This is a genomic window from Kluyvera sichuanensis (genome assembly GCF_040930405.1).
In the GTDB taxonomy this organism is placed as follows: Bacteria; Pseudomonadota; Gammaproteobacteria; order Enterobacterales; family Enterobacteriaceae; genus Kluyvera; species Kluyvera sichuanensis.
In genome coordinates this window covers 2178473-2197277 of sequence record NZ_CP162271.1, presented here as the reverse complement: position 1 = coordinate 2197277, position 18805 = coordinate 2178473, and the positions used below count along the sequence as shown (strand labels likewise).

The 18805-nt window shown below is 52.0% G+C and carries 15 protein-coding genes and 1 pseudogene; 10 read left to right on the top strand and 6 right to left on the bottom strand.

Annotated elements, in window-relative coordinates:
- The first annotated feature begins 214 nt into the window (after nt 1-214).
- On the top strand, nt 215-1696 hold the full coding sequence (locus AB2B48_RS10690) for an APC family permease (RefSeq protein WP_185666822.1): 1482 nt from the start codon (nt 215-217) through the stop codon (nt 1694-1696).
- A 21-nt stretch (nt 1697-1717) separates the two neighbouring features.
- Here the strand turns inward: AB2B48_RS10690 and AB2B48_RS10685 are convergent, their stop codons facing one another.
- Both AB2B48_RS10685 and AB2B48_RS10680 read right to left on the bottom strand, forming a co-directional pair.
- Nucleotides 1718-2416 carry a cache domain-containing protein gene (locus tag AB2B48_RS10685; RefSeq protein ID WP_368301728.1) on the bottom strand — a complete coding sequence of 233 codons (699 nt, stop codon included), beginning with the start codon at nt 2414-2416 and terminating at the stop codon, nt 1718-1720.
- A gap of 7 nt (nt 2417-2423) precedes the next feature.
- Entirely contained in the window at nt 2424-3155 is a 732-nt protein-coding gene (locus AB2B48_RS10680) for a FadR/GntR family transcriptional regulator (protein WP_368301727.1), read from the bottom strand.
- A gap of 311 nt (nt 3156-3466) precedes the next feature.
- Between AB2B48_RS10680 and AB2B48_RS10675 the strand changes: the two genes are divergently transcribed.
- Complete coding sequence (locus AB2B48_RS10675) at nt 3467-4894, top strand: gamma-aminobutyraldehyde dehydrogenase (protein WP_368301726.1); 1428 nt, start codon at nt 3467-3469, stop codon at nt 4892-4894.
- A gap of 12 nt (nt 4895-4906) precedes the next feature.
- Complete coding sequence (locus AB2B48_RS10670; RefSeq protein ID WP_185666826.1) at nt 4907-5383, top strand: ester cyclase; 477 nt, start codon at nt 4907-4909, stop codon at nt 5381-5383.
- 50 nt (nt 5384-5433) lie between these two features.
- Here the strand turns inward: AB2B48_RS10670 and AB2B48_RS10665 are convergent, their stop codons facing one another.
- Complete coding sequence (locus tag AB2B48_RS10665) at nt 5434-6918, bottom strand: PLP-dependent aminotransferase family protein (protein WP_368301725.1); 1485 nt, start codon at nt 6916-6918, stop codon at nt 5434-5436.
- Between the two features lie 108 nt (nt 6919-7026).
- On the opposite strand from AB2B48_RS10665, the gene puuE reads away from it, so the two are divergent.
- From puuE to AB2B48_RS10650, 3 genes and pseudogenes are all read left to right on the top strand, one after another.
- Complete coding sequence (puuE, locus tag AB2B48_RS10660) at nt 7027-8292, top strand: 4-aminobutyrate transaminase (RefSeq protein ID WP_220440380.1); 1266 nt, start codon at nt 7027-7029, stop codon at nt 8290-8292.
- Nucleotides 8293-8433: 141 nt separating this feature from the next.
- A complete protein-coding gene (locus AB2B48_RS10655) occupies nt 8434-9705 on the top strand; it encodes a Glu/Leu/Phe/Val family dehydrogenase (protein WP_220440381.1) in 1272 nt (423 codons plus the stop codon).
- 419 nt (nt 9706-10124) lie between these two features.
- Nucleotides 10125-10412 (top strand): annotated as a pseudogene (locus AB2B48_RS10650) (SymE family type I addiction module toxin); the annotation flags it as partial.
- A gap of 240 nt (nt 10413-10652) precedes the next feature.
- Here AB2B48_RS10650 and AB2B48_RS10645 read toward each other — a convergent pair.
- Nucleotides 10653-12479 carry an ATP-dependent nuclease gene (locus AB2B48_RS10645; protein ID WP_368301724.1) on the bottom strand — a complete coding sequence of 609 codons (1827 nt, stop codon included), beginning with the start codon at nt 12477-12479 and terminating at the stop codon, nt 10653-10655.
- Between the two features lie 831 nt (nt 12480-13310).
- Here AB2B48_RS10645 and AB2B48_RS10640 point away from each other — a divergent pair.
- Together AB2B48_RS10640 and AB2B48_RS10635 are read left to right on the top strand one after the other, a co-directional pair.
- Nucleotides 13311-14195 carry an SIR2 family protein gene (locus tag AB2B48_RS10640; RefSeq protein ID WP_368301723.1) on the top strand — a complete coding sequence of 295 codons (885 nt, stop codon included), beginning with the start codon at nt 13311-13313 and terminating at the stop codon, nt 14193-14195.
- A 44-nt stretch (nt 14196-14239) separates the two neighbouring features.
- A complete protein-coding gene (locus AB2B48_RS10635; protein ID WP_333494452.1) occupies nt 14240-14527 on the top strand; it encodes a hypothetical protein in 288 nt (95 codons plus the stop codon).
- A gap of 326 nt (nt 14528-14853) precedes the next feature.
- Here the strand turns inward: AB2B48_RS10635 and AB2B48_RS10630 are convergent, their stop codons facing one another.
- Both AB2B48_RS10630 and rbn read right to left on the bottom strand, forming a co-directional pair.
- Nucleotides 14854-15849 carry a chemotaxis protein gene (locus tag AB2B48_RS10630; RefSeq protein ID WP_185667033.1) on the bottom strand — a complete coding sequence of 332 codons (996 nt, stop codon included), beginning with the start codon at nt 15847-15849 and terminating at the stop codon, nt 14854-14856.
- A 66-nt stretch (nt 15850-15915) separates the two neighbouring features.
- Entirely contained in the window at nt 15916-16833 is a 918-nt protein-coding gene (gene rbn, locus AB2B48_RS10625) for a ribonuclease BN (RefSeq protein WP_368301722.1), read from the bottom strand.
- Nucleotides 16834-16879: 46 nt separating this feature from the next.
- On the opposite strand from rbn, the gene AB2B48_RS10620 reads away from it, so the two are divergent.
- Both AB2B48_RS10620 and menF read left to right on the top strand, forming a co-directional pair.
- Nucleotides 16880-17341 carry a GNAT family N-acetyltransferase gene (locus tag AB2B48_RS10620; RefSeq protein WP_368301721.1) on the top strand — a complete coding sequence of 154 codons (462 nt, stop codon included), beginning with the start codon at nt 16880-16882 and terminating at the stop codon, nt 17339-17341.
- Nucleotides 17342-17488: 147 nt separating this feature from the next.
- Nucleotides 17489-18781, top strand: a complete 1293-nt coding sequence (gene menF, locus AB2B48_RS10615; RefSeq protein WP_368301720.1) for an isochorismate synthase MenF — start codon at nt 17489-17491, stop codon at nt 18779-18781.
- The last annotated feature ends 24 nt before the right edge of the window (nt 18782-18805 follow it).

Below are 18805 nucleotides of genomic sequence, written 5' to 3'. Positions count from 1 at the left end.
TTGTATTCAATCTGGCGATTCTGGGCCTGTCGGTGAACGTCGGGGCGGGGTTGCTGAGCTAAACGCAGCATGATTTCGGACAAACCATTCCTTAGTACCTCAAATCCACACAAAAACTTAACAAAAATGTGACAATGACAATATACATATAACTTATTATCTTTTATAAATTAGCGGGTGTACTCTGCGCTTTACCTACAAATGAGAAACGTATATGGAACAGACACCTGCTAAAAAAACTGAACATATTCAGTCTGATAACAAAGAGCAATTCACAAGATCTATTGGCCTGGTCTCAAATTTCGCGTTGGGTTTTACCTATCTTTCGCCGCTGACCGCCGTCTACTCGCTGTTTGCCCTGGCGGTGACGCTGGCGGGGCCACCGGCGGTATGGTGGATTCTGATCGTCGCCTGCGGGCAGCTGCTGGTGGCGCTGGTTTTTGGTGAAGTCTCTTCGCAATACCCGATTACCGGGGGGTTATACCCTTGGGCCAGACGCCTGTGGGGGAAAAAATACGCCTGGATTGCTGCCTGGATCTACCTTTGGGCGCTGGTCGTGACCGTTACCTCCATTGCGGAATACACCGCGACCTTCGTTGAGTCGCTGTTCAAGTACGGACAAACGCCGATGACGATGTTGATAACCTCAGCGGTACTGCTGCTGATGATGATGGCTATCAATATGTCGGGTACCAAAAACCTGGCGCGCGTCGCCCGTATCGGCTTCTGGTGCGAGATTGTCAGCGTAATTGCGCTGGGGATCTACTTACTGATTTTCCATCGCACTCAGCCGTTCTCGGTGATCTTCGACTCGATGGGCGTGATGGCGCATGATGGCAGCTACACCACCGCCTTTATGTCCGCCGCGCTGATGGGCCTGTTTATGTTCTTTGGCTTCGAAGCCTGCGGCAACGTGGCGGAAGAGGTGCAAAACCCAGGCAAGAAGATCCCGGTCGCCATGATTTTAAGTATCGTCTTCGGCGCTATCTCCGCCATTATCTCGGTACTGGGCTATCTGCTCTCCTCACCGAATCTGCTCAATATCGTGAACGGCAAGGTGGCGGATCCTATCCCGGCAATTTTGCATGAAGCGCTGGGCGAAACCGGTGCGACGGTATTTATCGTGATCGCGATTATTGCCATGCTCTCCTGCATTCTCTCTCTGCAGGCGGCGTTAAGCCGACTGATCTTCTCCTTCTCCCGCGACAAAATGTTACCGGGCAGCGAGTGGATGTCTAAAATCTCCAAAAACAGCGTGCCGGACAACGCGATGATCGTCAGCTGCCTGCTCCCGGTGATTGTCTGCGTCTGCGTCTACTTCCAGCCTGACAACCTGGCGCGCATTACTGCGTTTGCGGTGATCGGCATTTATATCTCCTTCCAGATGGTAGTGCTGGCCGCCATGCGTCAACGCCTGAACGGCTGGAAACCGGCCGGTGAGTGGACTATCGGTGGCTGGGGGACGCTGGTGAATGGACTGGCGCTGGCCTATGGCGTCGCGGCTATCTGGTTGCTGGCGCAGCCTGCGGAAGGGAGTACCTTCCTCGATCGCTGGACGGTGCTGATTGGGCTGGCGATTGTGCTGGGAACCGGTCTGCTCTATATGGCGATTGCGCGACCGTTTGGTCGCTCCAGCGCGCCGGAAAATGATGCCATCGCCTATGCGGATGAGCTGAAAGCAAGAGAAAGTTATTAATACTCAAGGGCCTGCGGGCCCTTAATTGTCACATTGATACAGAATGAAGTAGTCGCTTTGATGCAGCACCGTAGCCGGGAGCGTGGTCAGCAGATTGCCCACCCGGAAACGGGGTTCAGTCGAAAAAATGATGCGTCTGTCGCGGTTAGTCAGCACCACTTTTGCGGGAGGGCGACAGGAAAGTAGCTCCTCTTCAATCTGGCCTACCAGCATATCGATAGCCGCCACGCCAAGAAATTGCCCGTTGCTGTAAACCGGCACCGCAGAGGTGAGGGTGTACGCGGTATTACAGACGTAATCCACATAAGGGCCGTGAATACAGGCCTTACCCACCGACGGCGTGTGTTTAAACCACTCAAACGTTCTGAAATCCAGCCGCTGCTGGGTAGCCTGGTCCAGGTCGAGATTGACCTGCTGCATCCCGTTGGCCTTTTTAAACCACCACTCCAGCAACCAGTATTCGCTGGCGGTTGGGCTGCTCTCAATATGGCTGGCAAAACCGGCCCCCGAGCAGTAGCGGTTATGCTGCAACGTGTGCTGGATATGCCCCTGAATGGTAGCCTTCACGGCAGGCTCTAATAACATCTCCGCCGACGCCTTTTGCCCGCTGGTGATGCTTTCACGTATGCGGTCTGCCAGCGCGACGGTGGACGCCACTGTTGAGGCGGTAATATCCTCAATTTTATCTATCAGGGTGGTAAACGATATGGGAGAGGTCATTTTGCGGTCAGCCTTCGCTCAGATTATATTTCATCTTTTGGTCGATCAGGTGGTAGATAAACGTATCAATAAGTCGGGTTGCAATCGCCATGGCGGCCAGTTCGTCGTGGTTCGCCAGCGCCTCCGTCAGCGTCTCGTACAGGGCCACAACCTGCGGGAAAATCTCATCGGAACGGTAGAGTACCGCCACCAGTGAGGCCCACTCAGCCTGTAGCTGTAGCTCCTGGTTTGCCAGCCTGGCTGAATGCGAGCTGGCGGCAAGAGCCAGCAGACAGCGCATATCAGACTGGGTCCTTTGCTCCGGCGTCCCGGCGTGCTTCAGCACGTCAACAAACCCTCGCAGCCGGTCAATATCCGCCGCGGTCACCCGGCGGGAAGCCAGCCTGGCGCTATGGCTGATAATGGCGGAGTGCATCTCTCCTAAATCGGAAAGGTAATCCGTGCTGATGGTTTTGAACGGGTGCAGGCTGCTGTTTTTATCGCGCACGCTTTCGCACACGAAGCTGCCGCCATTTCTGCCACGCACGGTGTAGATCAATTCATTGGCCCGCAGCGTGTTAAGCGCCTCGCGGATCGTAATGTGCGAAACGCCCATCATTTTCGCTAAGTCGGTTTCATTGGGCAGCTGTTCATGAGGTTCCAGCAGCCCGGTAATGATCGCGTTGGAGAGGCGCTGAACTATTTGATCGGAGCGACTGGCCTGTCCAATAGGCGCAAAGATAACTGCATGAGTAATCATAAGCTTTTCTATTATTTATTCCCTGAAAGAGCACCCTTCTTAACATAAGCCTGCCGGGCAGGAAAGGAGAGAATCACGGCAGATAACCCCCGTTTTCGCGATCTCCTGGCCTGCTGGCACTGAGCCAACATAGCGTCATCCCGTCGGTGAGCAATCCCTCCCCGCTGAGATTTAGCTATTTTGTGATTCTAATGTAATAAAATAGTTAAATTTGCGAAGCGTATCATATTGTTCGCTCAGCACGTTTGAATCCTGACGGTAACAAATATATTACATAAGTTTCTTTATGTTTTAAATGTCAGGAGTTGGTCATGAACACGCTGAAGCATTTTATTAACGGACAGTTTGTCTCGTCGTCGTCGGAAGAGGCGTTTGAGCTGGTGAGCCCGGTCGACGGCGAATGCTATGCCATGAGCCCGAACGGCGGCAAAGCGGAGGTCGATCAGGCTTACGCGGCGGCAAAAGCGGCTTTCGCGGTATGGAAAAAATCGACCCCGGCGCAGCGTCAGAAGGCGCTGCTGAATCTTGCGGATGCGATTGAAAGCAACGCCGCGCGCCTGGCGGAAATTCAGAGCCAGGAGACCGGGCAACTGCGGCACTTTATCGAGAAAGAGGAAATTGCCGCGTCCTGCGACGCCATTCGCTTTTTTGCCGGGGCCGCTCGCTGCCTGGAAGGCAAAGCCAGCGGAGAGTACAGCGAAGGTTTTACCTCCACGATTCGCCGCGAGCCGCTGGGGATTGTGGGGCAGGTGACCCCCTGGAACTACCCCTTCATGATGGCGGTATGGAAAATTGCTCCGGCGCTGGCAGCAGGTAACACGGTGGTGTTAAAGCCGAGCGACACGACCCCTATCAGCACCCTGATGCTGGCGGAACTTGCCGCGCCATTCTTCCCGGCAGGGGCGTTTAACGTGGTGCTGGGTAAGGCCGGTACCGGTTCGCTGGTGGTCTCAAACCCCACGGCCTCGCTGGTATCGATTACTGGCTCCGTGCGTGCCGGTCTGCAGGTCGCCGCATCGGCGGCAGCCAACCTGACCAAAGCACATCTGGAGCTGGGCGGTAAAGCGCCGGTAGTGGTGTTTGCTGACGCCAATCTGGACAAAGCCGTGGATACCATCCTCACCGCCGGGTTCTTCAACGCCGGGCAGGACTGCACCGCCGCCACGCGCCTGCTGGTTGAGCAGTCGGTCTATGACACTTTCCTGCAAAAACTGCTCGAGAAAGGCAAAGCCATCCGCTTTGGGCTGCCGGATGACAAATCTGCGCTTTACGGCGCGCTGAACAGCAAAAATCAGCTGGAGCAGGTGAAAGGCTTTATTGAACGCCTGCCGTCACACGCCAGAATTGAGATGGGCGGCCATGCGGGGCCGGGGCCGGGCTTCTATTTCGAACCGACGCTGGTCTCCGGCCTGCATCAGCAGGATGAAGCTATCCAGCACGAAGTCTTCGGCCCGGTGATGACCATTCAATCGTTCAGCAGCGAAGAAGAAGCGCTGCATAAGGCCAATGACGTGGAGTATGGCCTGGCGGCCAGCGTCTGGACCAGTAACCACGGCCGTGCTCAGCGTTTCAGCATTGAGCTGGATTTCGGCACCGTATGGGTCAACAACCATATCCCGCTGTGTGCCGAAATGCCTCACGGCGGCTTCAAAAAGTCCGGCTATGGCAAAGATCTCTCCTCCTATTCACTCGACGAGTACACCAGAGTGAAACACATCATGTGCGATATCACTGAATAACAAGGATAAAAAATGAAAACCCTTAAAGTTGCCCTTTTTTCCGCCGTGCTGTTCTCCGGGCTGGCGCAGGCCCATAGCTCCTCTCTGGAAGTCGTAAAAGCCTATATGGCGGCATGGAATGCCCATGATGCCAGCAAGGCGGCGACCCTGCTGTCCAGCGACGTGGTCTATTACGACGCGGCGGCGGGTGAGCCGGTGAAGGGCCGGGATAACGCCGAAAAAGAGGTGATCGGTGCCTTTATTCACGCCGTGCCCGACCTGAAATGGACCATGACCGATAAGCCGGTTTACGACAAAGATACCGTTGCCTTTCGCTGGCAGTTTGTCGGTAAAAACAGCGGTGAGTGGGCAGGTAGCCCGGCTACCAACAACGCCATCAAATTTGAAGGCGTGAGCTATATCCGCGTGAAGGACGGAAAAATCACCTGGCAGGGGGATTATTACGATTCCAAAAAGCTGGATGAAGAGCTGAAACCTGAGAACAAATAATCGGCCACCCCCTTTGTTAGTAAAGGGGGATGTCTAATATGGGCTGCCAGTTAAGCAGGGTTAAGGAGGTGCTTTTTGATGATCTCCGCCAGCCGGGTAAACGCCAGCGCCATTGCCTCTTCATCAATGCTGGCAAACCCCAGCAGCAGCCCCTTGCGCGTTGGCGTGTCGGCAAAATAGCGTGACAGGGGGCGCACCAGCAGCGCTTGCTGGTTCGCCTCCTGGGTAATGGCGAGGTCATCGGCATCATCGGGTAGCTGCAAAATCAGATGCAGCCCGGCGTTGCTGCTGAACTCGCCCAGATACTGTTTCCCCAGTTGACGGGTAATCAGCGCGACCAGCGCGAGGCGACGGCGGCTGTAGAGCTGGCGCATCTTGCGGATATGGGCGGCGTAGTAACCTTCGCGAATAAACTCCGCCAGCGCGGCCTGCATCAGCAGGTGGCCCCCACGATAGAGATCGCTATGCACCTTTTTTAACGCCGCCGCCAGCGGTTCCGGCAGCACCATATAGCCGAGGCGGAGTGCCGGGTAGAGGGTTTTACTGAAGGTGCCGATGTAAATCACCGGGCTAGACTCTTCCAGCCCCTGAAGGGACGGGATCGGCTGCCCGGCAAAGCGGAACTCGCTGTCGTAATCGTCCTCGACAATCCAGCTTTGGGTTTTACGCGCCAGCGCCAGCAGTTGCTGACGGCGGCTCAGACTCATTACCGACCCTAGCGGGTACTGATGCGAGGGGGTGACAAAAATCATTCTCGGCGGCACCGCGTTCTCTTCTACAGGCACCAGCCCCTCTTCATCCACCGCGATGGCGGAAAAATTCACCCCATTCATGCGCAGAATATTTTTGATGCCCCAGTAGCCCGGTTCCTCCACCCAGGCCTGATCGCCCGGATTGCATAAGGTGCGCGTTACCAAATCCAGCGCCTGGTGGATCCCTTCGGTTATCAGAATCTGGTCCGGGGAGCAGCGCACCCCGCGCGCCGTGCGCAGGTAATCGGTCAGCGATGCTTTCAGTTCAGCCACGCCGCCGTAGGCATCGTAGGTCAGATACTGCGGTAGCGGCTGGCGGGAGAGGCGATCCTGAATTTTTTTCAGCGCGCGATGCGGGAAGAGGGTGACGTCCGGGACGCCCGGCACAAACGCCCCCCACTGGCGCGGGCTGGCGCTGGCGTTGCCCAGCAGCGCCTGGCCGCGTTCCGACAATTGGATGCTGAGCGCCTGCTGCGGCGGGGATGAAGGCGGCATCTTTCGCTGGACCAGATTGTCCAGCACGCTCTCGCTGACAAAGGTGCCGCTGCTGGTGCGGGCCGAGATATACCCCTCCGCCTGCAGCTGTTCATAAACGCGCAGCACGGTGTTACGCGACAGCGCCAGTTCATCGGCCAGATCCCGGGAAGGAGGGATGCGGGTGGCGGGCTTCAGGCTGCCTTCCAGAATGCAACTGCATATCGCCGCATAAAGACGACGATGCAATTTCTCACCGGTCTGTTGCGAAAATGCCTGCGTGATCACATCTACAGCAAGAGAACGCATTTGGATCCTTAAAATAAAACGTTTTGGCTCTCGATTAGAGTACCAGATGGTGAATAAATAGCAGTGAGATGTATTCACAGACTTATAAAAAAAGGATGAGGCAACACTATGAGTAATAAAAACCTGCATCAACGTCGCCTGGCCGCCACCCCACGTGGCGTGGGCGTGATGTGCGATTTCTTCGCGCAGTCCGCTGAGAACAGCACCCTGACGGACGTGGAAGGTCGCCAGTTCATTGATTTTGCTGCCGGCATCGCGGTACTCAACACCGGTCATCGCCACCCGCGCCTGGTGCAGGCCGTTGAAGCGCAGCTGCAGGCCTTTACCCATACCGCCTACCAGATTGTCCCTTACGAAAGCTATGTCACCCTGGCCGAGAAGATTAACGCCGCGGCCCCGGTGGGCAGCGACGCGAAAACCGCCTTCTTCACCACCGGTGCCGAAGCGGTAGAGAACGCGGTGAAAATTGCCCGCGCCCACACTGGCCGACCAGGCGTTATCGCCTTTGGCGGCGGCTTCCACGGCCGCACCTACATGACCATGGCCCTGACGGGCAAAGTGGCCCCTTACAAAAAAGGCTTTGGCCCCTTCCCGGGCTCGGTATTCCACGCGCCTTATCCTTCCGCCCTGCACGGGATCACCACCGACGATGCGGTAAAAGCCATCGAACGCCTGTTTAAGGCCGATATTGATGCTGAGCAGGTGGCCGCCATTATCTTCGAACCTATCCAGGGGGAAGGGGGCTTTGTCGTCGCGCCGCCAGATTTCGTCGCGGCAATTCGCCGCATCTGCGATAAGCACGGCATCGTGATGATTGCCGACGAAGTACAAAGCGGCTTCGCCCGTACCGGCAAGCTGTTCGCCATGGACCACTACGCGGACAAACCGGACCTGATGACCATCGCCAAAAGCCTTGCGGGCGGTATGCCGCTCTCCGGCGTGGTGGGCAAAGCCGAGATTATGGATGCGCCAGCGCCAGGCGGCCTGGGCGGCACCTACGCGGGCAACCCGCTCTCCGTCGCGGCTGCGCTGGCGGTGCTGGATATTATTGATGATGAGAAACTATGCCTGCGTGCTGATGCGTTAGGCGAACGCCTGCGTGCCACCCTGAACGACGCCCGTGAATACGCGCCGGGTCTGGCAGAAGTGCGCGGTGTAGGTTCGATGATTGCCGCAGAGTTTACCGACCCGACAAGCGGAGAACCGTCTGCCGAACTGGCTCAGCGCGTGCAGCGTAAAGCGCTGGAGCAGGGGTTACTGCTGCTCACCTGCGGCCAGTATGGCAACGTGATCCGCTTCCTCTATCCGTTAACCATTCCGGAGTTCCAGTTCACCCAGGCGCTGGAGATTATCAAAAACGCCCTGAAGGACTGACGAACCGCCACGTTACCCTCGCTTTCTGCACAAGATGGACATCTTTAGTGCCGTGGTACTTTGCTCATCCGAGCACCGACGATAGCCATCCGTATCGTCGGTTTTTTTATTAAAAATCCGATTTCACTGTTGAGGTAAACGATGAAAACGCTGTCGTTTCTGAATAACAATCCCGACTCCGCATGGAATATCTTTATTGCCCAGGTTGAGCGCGTGCTGCCGTATTTAGGCGAGCTGGAGAGCTGGGCCGACACCCTGATCCGCCCCAAACGCGCGCTGATTGTCGACATTCCGCTGGAGATGGAAGATGGCACCGTGCGCCATTTCGAAGGCTATCGCGTACAGCACAACCTGTCCCGCGGGCCGGGAAAGGGCGGGGTGCGCTACCACCCGGATGTCACCTTAGAAGAGGTGATGGCGTTATCCGCCTGGATGACCATCAAATGCGCAGCGCTGAATCTGCCTTTCGGCGGTGCTAAAGGTGGTATTCGCGTTGACCCAGGCGAGCTCAGCAAGAAGGAACTGGAACGGCTGACCCGCCGCTACACCAGCGAAATTGGCCTGATTATTGGGCCACAGCAGGACATTCCGGCACCGGACGTGGGCACCAATGCGCAGGTGATGGCCTGGATGATGGACACCTACTCGATGAACGTCGGCTCTACCACCACCGGTGTGGTCACCGGAAAACCTATCCACCTTGGCGGCTCACTGGGGCGCGTTAAGGCCACCGGACGCGGGGTCTTTGTCACCGGGATGGCGGCGGCGAAACACATTAACCTCGACATCACCGGCGCGCGTATTGGCGTGCAGGGCTTTGGTAACGTCGGCAGCGTCGCCGCGCAGCTGTTTGCCAGCGAAGGGGCCAAGGTCATCTCCGTGCAGGATCACTCCGCCACGCTGTATGACGCTTCCGGCATTGATATTGACGCGCTTATCGCCTGGCAAACCGAGAACGGCAAGATAAAGGGCTTCCCGGGCGCGGCTGACGTCAGCCCCGATGCGTTCTGGCTATACGACTATGACATCGTGATCCCCGCCGCGCTGGAGGGCCAGATTACGGCCCAACGCGCCGAAGGCCTCTCATGCCGCCTGGTGCTGGAAGGCGCGAATGGCCCGACGGTGCCGCAGGCCGATGACATCTTGCGCGAACGCGGCATTATCGTGCTCCCGGACGTTATCTGTAACGCGGGCGGCGTGACGGTGAGCTACTTTGAGTGGGTGCAGGATTTCTCCAGCTTCTATTGGTCAGAAGACGAGATTTATCAAAAGCTGGATAAAATCATCCTCAACGCCTTTGATGATGTGTGGAATAAATCGCAGCAGCTGAAGATCTCGCTGCGTACGGCGGCGTATGCGATTGCCTGCGAGCGTATTCTTACCGCGAGGAAAGAGCGCGGGATTTACCCGTAATCTCTGTTTGCTGGTAGTGCGGAATCAAGCCCGATGACGTTTTGTGCATCGGGCTTTAATGATGTTACAGCGCCAGGATTTTCATTCAGTTTTGCGAGCGTCCTTCCAGCAACCCGTATTGCTCAGGCCCGTTAAGCGCAGTATCCTGTTGTTGTACCTGCAAAATCAGGTGCCGGGATTGGAACCCTGAACTAACCTCATCGACGACATAAAGCGCGTTAACGCATATTTATGTCGTATGCACAGTCACCATCTCAATGGTGGGCTAGCGGGGGCATTGAAAGATGCACCTGAATCGATGAGTCGGTCGTTCTAACCCCGTCTGGTTTAGCCACCAATGAGAGAGAAAATATCATTTATTGGAGGCTGCCACGATGGCGACACCCCTCACTCAGACTACCGTACCAGACTTCACCCACTGCGAGTTTTACTCCTTCGTTGAAGGCCGCGCCGTCCACCTTGGCGGTGAATGGCTCTCCCAAGCCGGATTTATCGACGGCATGCCCATCAAAGTCCGCGTAATGAAAGATTGCATCGTAATCACTCCGCAGAACACCCGCGAGCTATGGGGCTGCATTGAAGGTATGAGCGTCGCAAGTATCAACCAGCGCAAAGTGAAAGCATGGCTGAAAACCTTTCCCGGTGCCTTGAACGATAGCGGGGATATTCCGGCGATTAAGCGAAGTAAATCGGGCGGGAAATTCTAACGACAAGCGACAATGGTAGCCCGGCCGAGCGGAGCGACGGCCGGGGGTTGTGCGGGAATAATCTGAGGATCGCACTTCTGCTTTGTGCCAATATAGGACGTTTCTGGCATCAGAATAATTTTCACTACCACAATACAAACCACTGGCGAAGAAAAAGGAAGCATAATGGATTTATGTATAAGGTGAAAGTAATATAAGCGGCAATATTTCAGCCGCTTGATTTGTTACAGAGTTTGCTGCCTATTTACCTTTCCATATTTCATATGCAGAATTTAGATCATCCATTTTTTTCCATTTTATTATCTTGTCTTTATTTTCTTCATTTATTTCATTTTTTCCAAGTACTATATCTAAAATACACTTCATTTTTTTATAGAATCCATTATCTGATTTTATTATTTCTATTGAGTGGGAAGGCTTGTCAGATGATACTATTTCTGACAGGTAAGCATCTTCAAAATTTATTATAGATGCATAAACATCACTTCTATCAGTCATCTCATTCATTATTTTTTCATTATTTGTCCAAGCACCATTCACTTGCTCTATTTTCTTATACTCAATTGTTAGAGCATCAGTTTTAGCTCCAACTCTTCTTTTTGAAAAACATGTCTGAGTATCACTATCATGTAGAACATAATATTTCTTCTTGAAGTGATTTAGAACTTTCATCATAGATGCAACGGTAACTTTACCCCTAGCTCGTATGATATTTAGGTTTAAGTATTCATTGTTTCCAGTCTCAAGTTCTTTCATCTTTATATAGTTAAATATGCTATATTCAGTATCCCCCTCGATTACTAAAACGTCTCCGCCGAAGAAAGCCTTAGATATGTGCGAGTCAAAAGAGTTTTCTAATTTTAACCTTTCTTTATCTGTACCATCGAGCTTAGCTTTTTCGGGAGAGAAAAGAGTTGAGGCTTTGATATCGCCATCTTTTCTCTCTACCCTAATTATGGTTGTATGATCCTTGCTCAAGTCAATGAATTCAGGTGAATGAGTTGTAATCATAACTTGCCATCCATCTGTATTTGCTAAGTTGTATAACACATCTCTTACATTAGCTGCTGCTGTTGGATGCAGGCTAAGTTCTGGTTCATCAATGAGCAATATGTTTGAAATATTTTTACTAGCGGGTTTTGTTTTTTTATCGAGAAGCGCCTTTTTATCTGTTAGTGTTTTTAAAATTGACCATAGTACAGTTCGTTGTGTACCGCTACCTTGTTTTGATAGTGGATAACTGCATTCATCACTTCCTACTTCTATCAGGTAGTTGTTTTTAAATAATGCCCTGATAAAGTCATCGTTCCTCTTTATGTAGAACTTATGATCTTTGAATACGTTTGATATAACTTTATTTACTTCCTCCTCAATCATATCAGTTGTTTTCTTTTGAGATTCAGTTATTGCACCTTTATATTCTTTAATCTTCTCAATGTCTTTTTTGAATTTAATCGCATCCTTTTCATTATTTTCATTTGATAGCAATAGATCTATGTATGTATCAATCAATGCATCAAGTAAACCTAAGGTTTTCTTTTCCTGCTCACTCGGAGAGTCGAAAGTATTTATTCTGTGAGGATCTGGTCTTTTTGATTTTGCTACGTTTGATGCTCCCCAAGGACATTTTTCTTTATCGTTATCATTTGCCCATCTATATCCGTCTTTTGAGGCTGGATCTTTTAGCCACCCATATCTTGTTGGTGCTATATTTACTTTTTCCCATACCCATTTTTCTTGTACTTCCCATTCGTTTTTATTTTCTGTTGCAATGCACCATTCATCACCTGGCTTATTGGCTTTAACAACTAATGAGTGAATAATTATTTCTGGTTTGTTCGCGTCATTTCTATCATGAAAATCTTCTAATGTAAGCTTCCCAGAGGTTGTGACGACCTCAAACGCTCTCAAAATAGTGCTTTTGCCTATATTATTTTCACCCACAATGACCACGATTTTATTTATGTCAACGGACACACCTTTTTCATCAAAACATCCAAAGTTTTTTATGTGCAGTTTCATAATCCTAGGGATTGCAGGGGTGTTCTTTTCTATTTCATCACTCATAATATATTTTATCCTTATTAATTAATGATAATCATCTTATCGGGTGTATTGTCAGTATTTAGTAATAAACATGGGCTGAGGAATCGTTTTTTTACATACACAAAGTAGTAATGTTGGTAGCTATGCGAGTGTTGGGAACCGTTTTAAGCACAAGAAGAGCATACCTTACAAGATTCAATGTAATATGTAGCATAATCAGACGTTAGTGGATAGTTTTAATACACTACCTATTTTCATACTGACATATCTTCCGTTTTCCACTCATAGCGGATATTCAGTTCTGTTACTTTGCTATGAGTGAATGTTGCTAACATGCAAACGGTATTAATCCGTTGGAACAACTCAGTTACATAGTTAAGGACTCGGATCTATAGCCAACTATCTGCGATTGTGATAATTATTAATTCCATACTTCATAAGTAAGTATGGGGAAAAATGGAAGTGAAGCTTTTTCTGCAAGTATATCCAATAGGGATGCAATAGTTTTGGTAGGTGAGTATTTTCCATACTGAAACCTGCCGAAAAGTCTTTACCATCCCTTTTTACTGGTTATATAGGTTTAGGAATGTCTTGATGTTCTGAAACACTGGTTTGTGATCAGAGTAATTCAGTGGATGGGATGGTGGAAAGGAGGCTTAAACTGCCTAAAAATCAGTCGTTTTATCCCGGGGATATGCTTATGTTCATCAAGTCGATACCACAAGGAAAACATTAAATTAATTGCGAGCGCTCGCTTGTATTCTTAACGCTACTATTAGAAAAAGTGATTATAGATCACGAATATTTTATAAAACATACAATTTATTAACATGTTAAACTGGATAAGAACAAATGAAACAAATGGCGAACACTCTTTTTTTTGGCAATGGAATAAATAGGCTTTCTGAAAATCATGTTACTTGGAGTAATTTGTTAGATAGTATAAAAGGCATCAAAAAATTTGAAAATGGGCAACTTCCAAACACTATGGTTTATGAGCGTATCTATCTGGAAAAGCATGCGCCAGATAGATGCGAAAAAAAAGATGAACTAGAAATAAAAAATATTATAGCCAGCGAACTACGAGAACAAGGTACTAATGAGGTTCTTGAAGAGTTAGCGTTGTTATCAGTTGGAAATTATATTACTACTAATTATGATTACGCCTTCGAAAAGGCTCTTAAAATTCCGCCAATAAAGCTCAGTTCAGAAGATATCTATAGTCTGAGAAGGAAGAGAATGTATGAGTCTAATAACGATAAAAAAATCCTCTGGAATATTCATGGTGAAATAGATAATCCTAAATCTATCATGCTTGGGTTAGACCATTATTGTGGTTCAGTAAGTAAAATCGATGCATATGTTAAAGGTACATACTCACATAAGGTTCATGGTGTGGATGTTACTGTTAAGTCTATGTTAAATAAACTTCGAGATGCTTCATTTTGCCACACATCCTGGGTTGATCTTTTTTTCTCAAGCAATGTTCATATTCTCGGTTTTTCATTAGACTATAGTGAGACTGACATTTGGTGGTTGTTAAATAAAAGAGCCCGTTTTTTATCAGAAGCAATAATAAATAACAAAATATATTTTTACACACATGATATTAGTGATGAAAAAAAAGGGCTACTTGAAGCATTTAATGTCAAAGTTATTTCAATTGATGTGGTAGATAATAACTTCAAAGAGATGTATTTGTCTGCTATTAAGAAAATAAATGCCAATCTTAATTGAGGCGCTGCAAGCTAACTTAACGTTTTTTATTAGAGGAAATAAAAATGAACATGATTTCGTACTGGAAAAACTCTAAACCATTCCATGAAGATGATGGTATGATATTAATTTATGGTCACTATGATCATAAGCACGAATATAATGGAGGCACTAAAGAACTCGGAGTTCACTGGGATGGATATCCGCAGTCACGTGGGATACTCAGTCCCTGTGTCATACCAGCTAACACACGTAATGCCATGCTCTCAGGCCTTTTGCACCAAGCAGTCACAAGCGGTGATAAGCAGATGATGAATAATATTATGGAAGCAATTGAGTTCTTTAGCATCTAACATATAACCCTTCCCTGCATTCGATTGAAAACCTTGTCCAGGAAGAAACTTAGCAAGATAGGACTGTCTGTTTATTTTATGCCTGCTCAGGAATTTACCGATTAAGCAATCTTTGCTCTCACAATCGAACCTAGGTTGTCAAGTCTGAATCGCCATTTCTAGCTGTTTTACAGACCTTCCCGCCTTGTTGGTCAAGCTGGCCGTGCTTTGTTGATGAAGATTATTCTGCTAAGTATTGGTCCGTGTTAACAATTGTAAACATCCGTTTCTCGTTCATAGCCGCCCTCAAACCCGCCAGGCACCTACACTTCCTGGCGGTTCCCCAATCACCTCACCGCATGCAACCCACTCTCCCCCCTCCCAGCCGCCTTATTCAGCACCCGCTCAATCACCGCCGCCAGCTCATTAATCTCAAACTTAGCCACATACCCATCGGCGTTAACCTTACGAATATGGTCTTCGTTAGCGTTCCCGGAGAGTGAGGAGTGGATCACCACCGGAATATTGCGCAGCCGTGGGTCGGTTTTGATTTTGCGGGTCAGGGTAAAGCCGTCCATCTCCGGCATTTCGAGATCGGTCAGCACCAGGGCGATTTTATCGCTCACCGGCACGCCTTCTTTCGCCGCTTCCTGGGCGATCAGCTCGATTTTCTCCCACGCTTCTTTGCCGGTCACATGCAACTGGGCGGGGATGTCCATCGCCTTCAGCCCTTTTTCCAGCATGGCACGCGCTACCTTCGAGTCCTCGGCGACAATCGCCGTGGCGCCCGGCTTAATATTGAATTTGCGCGGGTTCAGCTCTTTGGCGTGTAGGTCGTGGTTGGAAGGGGTGATGTCGTAAAGAATTTGCTCCACGTCGATAACCATCGCCAGGTTGTTGCTCTCCTTATGATCGTCGAGGCAGGCGATGCTGGTGATGTATTTGCCGTTCACCGCTTTCTCGGCGGTGTGGATCTGCGTCCAGTCGAGGCGGGTAATGTTCTCGACGGACTCGACGGCGAAGGCCTGCACGCTGCGGGCATATTCGGTAATCAGCAGAATGTTCAGGCCGGTGGCAGGTTTGCAGCCCGCCACGGCGGCGAGGTCGATAACCGGAATGATTTGATCGCGAATATTCACCATGCCCATCAGCGGCGGCTTAATCCCGGCGGGGCGGGTGAAGCTCGGCATCGGGACAATTTCCCGCAGCTTAAAGACGTTAATGCCGTACAGCTCCGAGGCGTCGCTCTGCGATGACGCGCCGAGGCGGAAAAGCAGCAGCTCAAAACGGTTGGACAGGGTCAGGTTAGCCCTGTCGTCGATCTCTTTCTGGAAGTTATCCATCGTGCCCTCAGCGTAAAAAGCGTTCTCTTATTAGCTGAGTTATCGGCAGGCGCGGCTAAAACGTTATCACAGCGTGAAGGTGGCAAAATCCTCGGCCAGTTCGCACGCCGGGAAATAGGCCTGGCACTCGCTGAGCAGGCGGCGGCAGCCTTCGGTGTCGTAACGCGAGCTGACGTGAGTGACGATAAGCCGCTTCGCATTGGCGGCCTGCGCCAGCTGGGCGGTCTGCTCGGTGGACGAATGCCCACGGCTGTTGGCTTTTTCCGCCATGGCGGCTTCCAGCGTCGCTTCATGCACCATTACATCAACGTCGCGGGCCATCTCTAGTGCGGCGTCGCACGGCGCGGTGTCGCCAAAAATCGCCACTTTTTTACCGGGCGTAGCGGGGGAGAGGTAATCCGCGCCGCTAATTACGCGACCGTCCGCCAGCGTTACCTGCTCACCGGCCTTAAGTTGCTGGAACAGCGGGCCGGGCGCGACGCCTGCGGCAACCAGCCTGCGCGCATCCAGCGCACCCGGCTTATCGTGCTCTTCCACGCGAAAGCCATAGCACTCGACCGGGTGATTCAGCGGGAAGGCGGTGACTTTGCGCAGGCCGTCGTCAAGGATCTCCCCGCCGCTGATTTCGACCACTTCCAGCGGGAAATCGGTCCACGAACCGCTCAGGCGCAAGGTGGTTTCAACAAACTCTTTCAACCCTTTTGGCCCGTACAAGGTGAGCGGTTGGGCGCTTCCCGACATTGAACGGCTGCAAATCAGCCCCGGCAGGCCAAACAGATGGTCGCCGTGCAGGTGGCTAATAAAGATGCGTTCGATTTTGCCCGGATGAAAAGCGGTGTGCAGCAGTTGGTGCTGGGTGCCTTCGCCGCAGTCGAAAAGCCACAGTCCCGGCTGCGTCGGGTGTTGCAGATTCAGCAGCATTGCTGTTACGTTGCGAGTTCGGGTTGGCACGCCCGCGGATGTACCTAAAAACGTCAATTGCATAGCGCCGCGCCCCTGGCGGTAAAAAATAAGGTTTAAGGAGCCTACCATGATTCGCTGGCAAGATTTGCACCATTCTGAATTAACCGTCCCGACGCTGTACGACCTGCTGAAGCTGCGCAGCGAAGTCTTCGTGGTGGAACAGGCCTGCGTGTATCTGGATATCGACGGCGACGATCTGGTCGGCGAAAACCGCCATCTGCTGGGCTGGAAAGACGACAAGCTGGTGGCCTACGCGCGCATTCTGGTCAGTGAGGAAGAATTTGAACCGGTGGTGATTGGCCGGGTGATTGTCAGCGCAGCGGTGCGCGGCGAGCGTCTGGGCTATCAGCTGATGGAACACGCGCTGGCCAGCTGCCAGCAGCATTGGCCGCAGCGGGCGCTCTATCTTGGCGCGCAGGCGCATCTGCGCGAGTTCTACGGCCATTTCGGGTTTATCACCGTCACCGACGTCTACGACGAAGATGGTATTCCACACGTGGGGATGGCGCGCGAAGTGGCGCAGGCATAACCCCAAATCCCGTCTATAGTGAAAGGCAAAGAGCGTTGATTTTCAGTGCGATATTGCCTTGTTACGTTTCCGCTCCCTAATCGTGGGTACTGCTTTTTATAACAAGTACCCCGTATACTATGTGGTTTTTATAATAGGGAGGTTTGCGTGCGATCCATTTTAGCGGCGTTGCAGAGCCTGTCAGGGCTGCTGACAGACGATTTTCCAGCGTTGCCCGGCACGCGAACCCTCGAAGTCTCTTTCCCCCTGAGCGATGCCTTCGACCCGCTTGCCTGGCTTAGCGGGCAGGCGGTCTGGCCGCAGTTCTACTGGCAGCAGCGCAGCGGCAAAGAAGAGATTGCCGCGCTGGGTGCCGTACAGACCTTTTCCTCCCTGGCTAATGCCAATGCCTTTTTGCACACGCTTGAGCGCGACGATCTGCGTGTCTGCGGCGTGAACGCGTTTGATCCCAACGTCGGCCAGCTGTTCCTGCCGCGTCTGGAATGGCGGCGCGAAGCCGGGCACGCTCAGCTTCGCATCAACCTGTGGAGTGACACCTCACTCCGGCAGGATGCCGAACAGGCGCGGGCATGGCTGGCCTTACTCACTGCTCATCACGCCTCGGCGGAGCTGGCAGTGCAGCAGAAAAGTGAAACCCATCGCCCTGGCAAAGAGGGCTGGTGTCGGCTGATTGACCAGGCTACCCAGGCGATTCGCGACGGCGCGTTTAGCAAAGTGGTGCTGGCGCGGGCAACGGATCTGGTTTTTAGCAGTGCGCCGAACGCCAGTGCGCTGATGGCCGCCAGTCGCCGGGTCAATTTCTCTTGCTATCATTTCTATATGGCATTCGACGCGCAGCGGACGTTTCTCGGTTCCTCGCCGGAACGCTTATGGCGGCGGCGCGGCACGGCGCTGCGTACCGAAGCGCTGGCGGGCACCGTGGCGGCGCACGACGATGCGGCAACCGCAAAGCGGCTGGGTGACTGGCTGATGCACGACGATAAGAACCAGCGGGAAAATAGCCTGGTGGTGGAAGATATCTGCCAGCGCTTACAGGGGCTGACCCACACCCTCGACGTTCTGCCCGCGGAAATCGTTCGCCTGCGCAAGGTGCAGCATCTGCGACGCTGCATTCAGGCGGAGCTTAACGTGGCGGACGACACGCGCTGCCTGCTGCAACTGCAGCCGACGGCGGCGGTGGCGGGGCTGCCGCGCGCGCAGGCGCTGGACTTTATCGACCGTTTCGAGCCGTTTACCCGCGAATGGTACGCCGGGTCGGCGGGCTATCTTTCTCGTCGCCAGAGCGAATTTTGCGTCACGCTGCGCTCGGCGAAGGTGGAAGGCAACACGGTGCGCCTGTATGCCGGTGCCGGCATCATCGACGGCTCGGATCCTGAGCAAGAGTGGCAGGAAATCGAAAATAAAGCGGCGGGTCTGCGCGCTTTGCTGTTCCCTGAATAGAACATTACCGATTCATATCAAAAT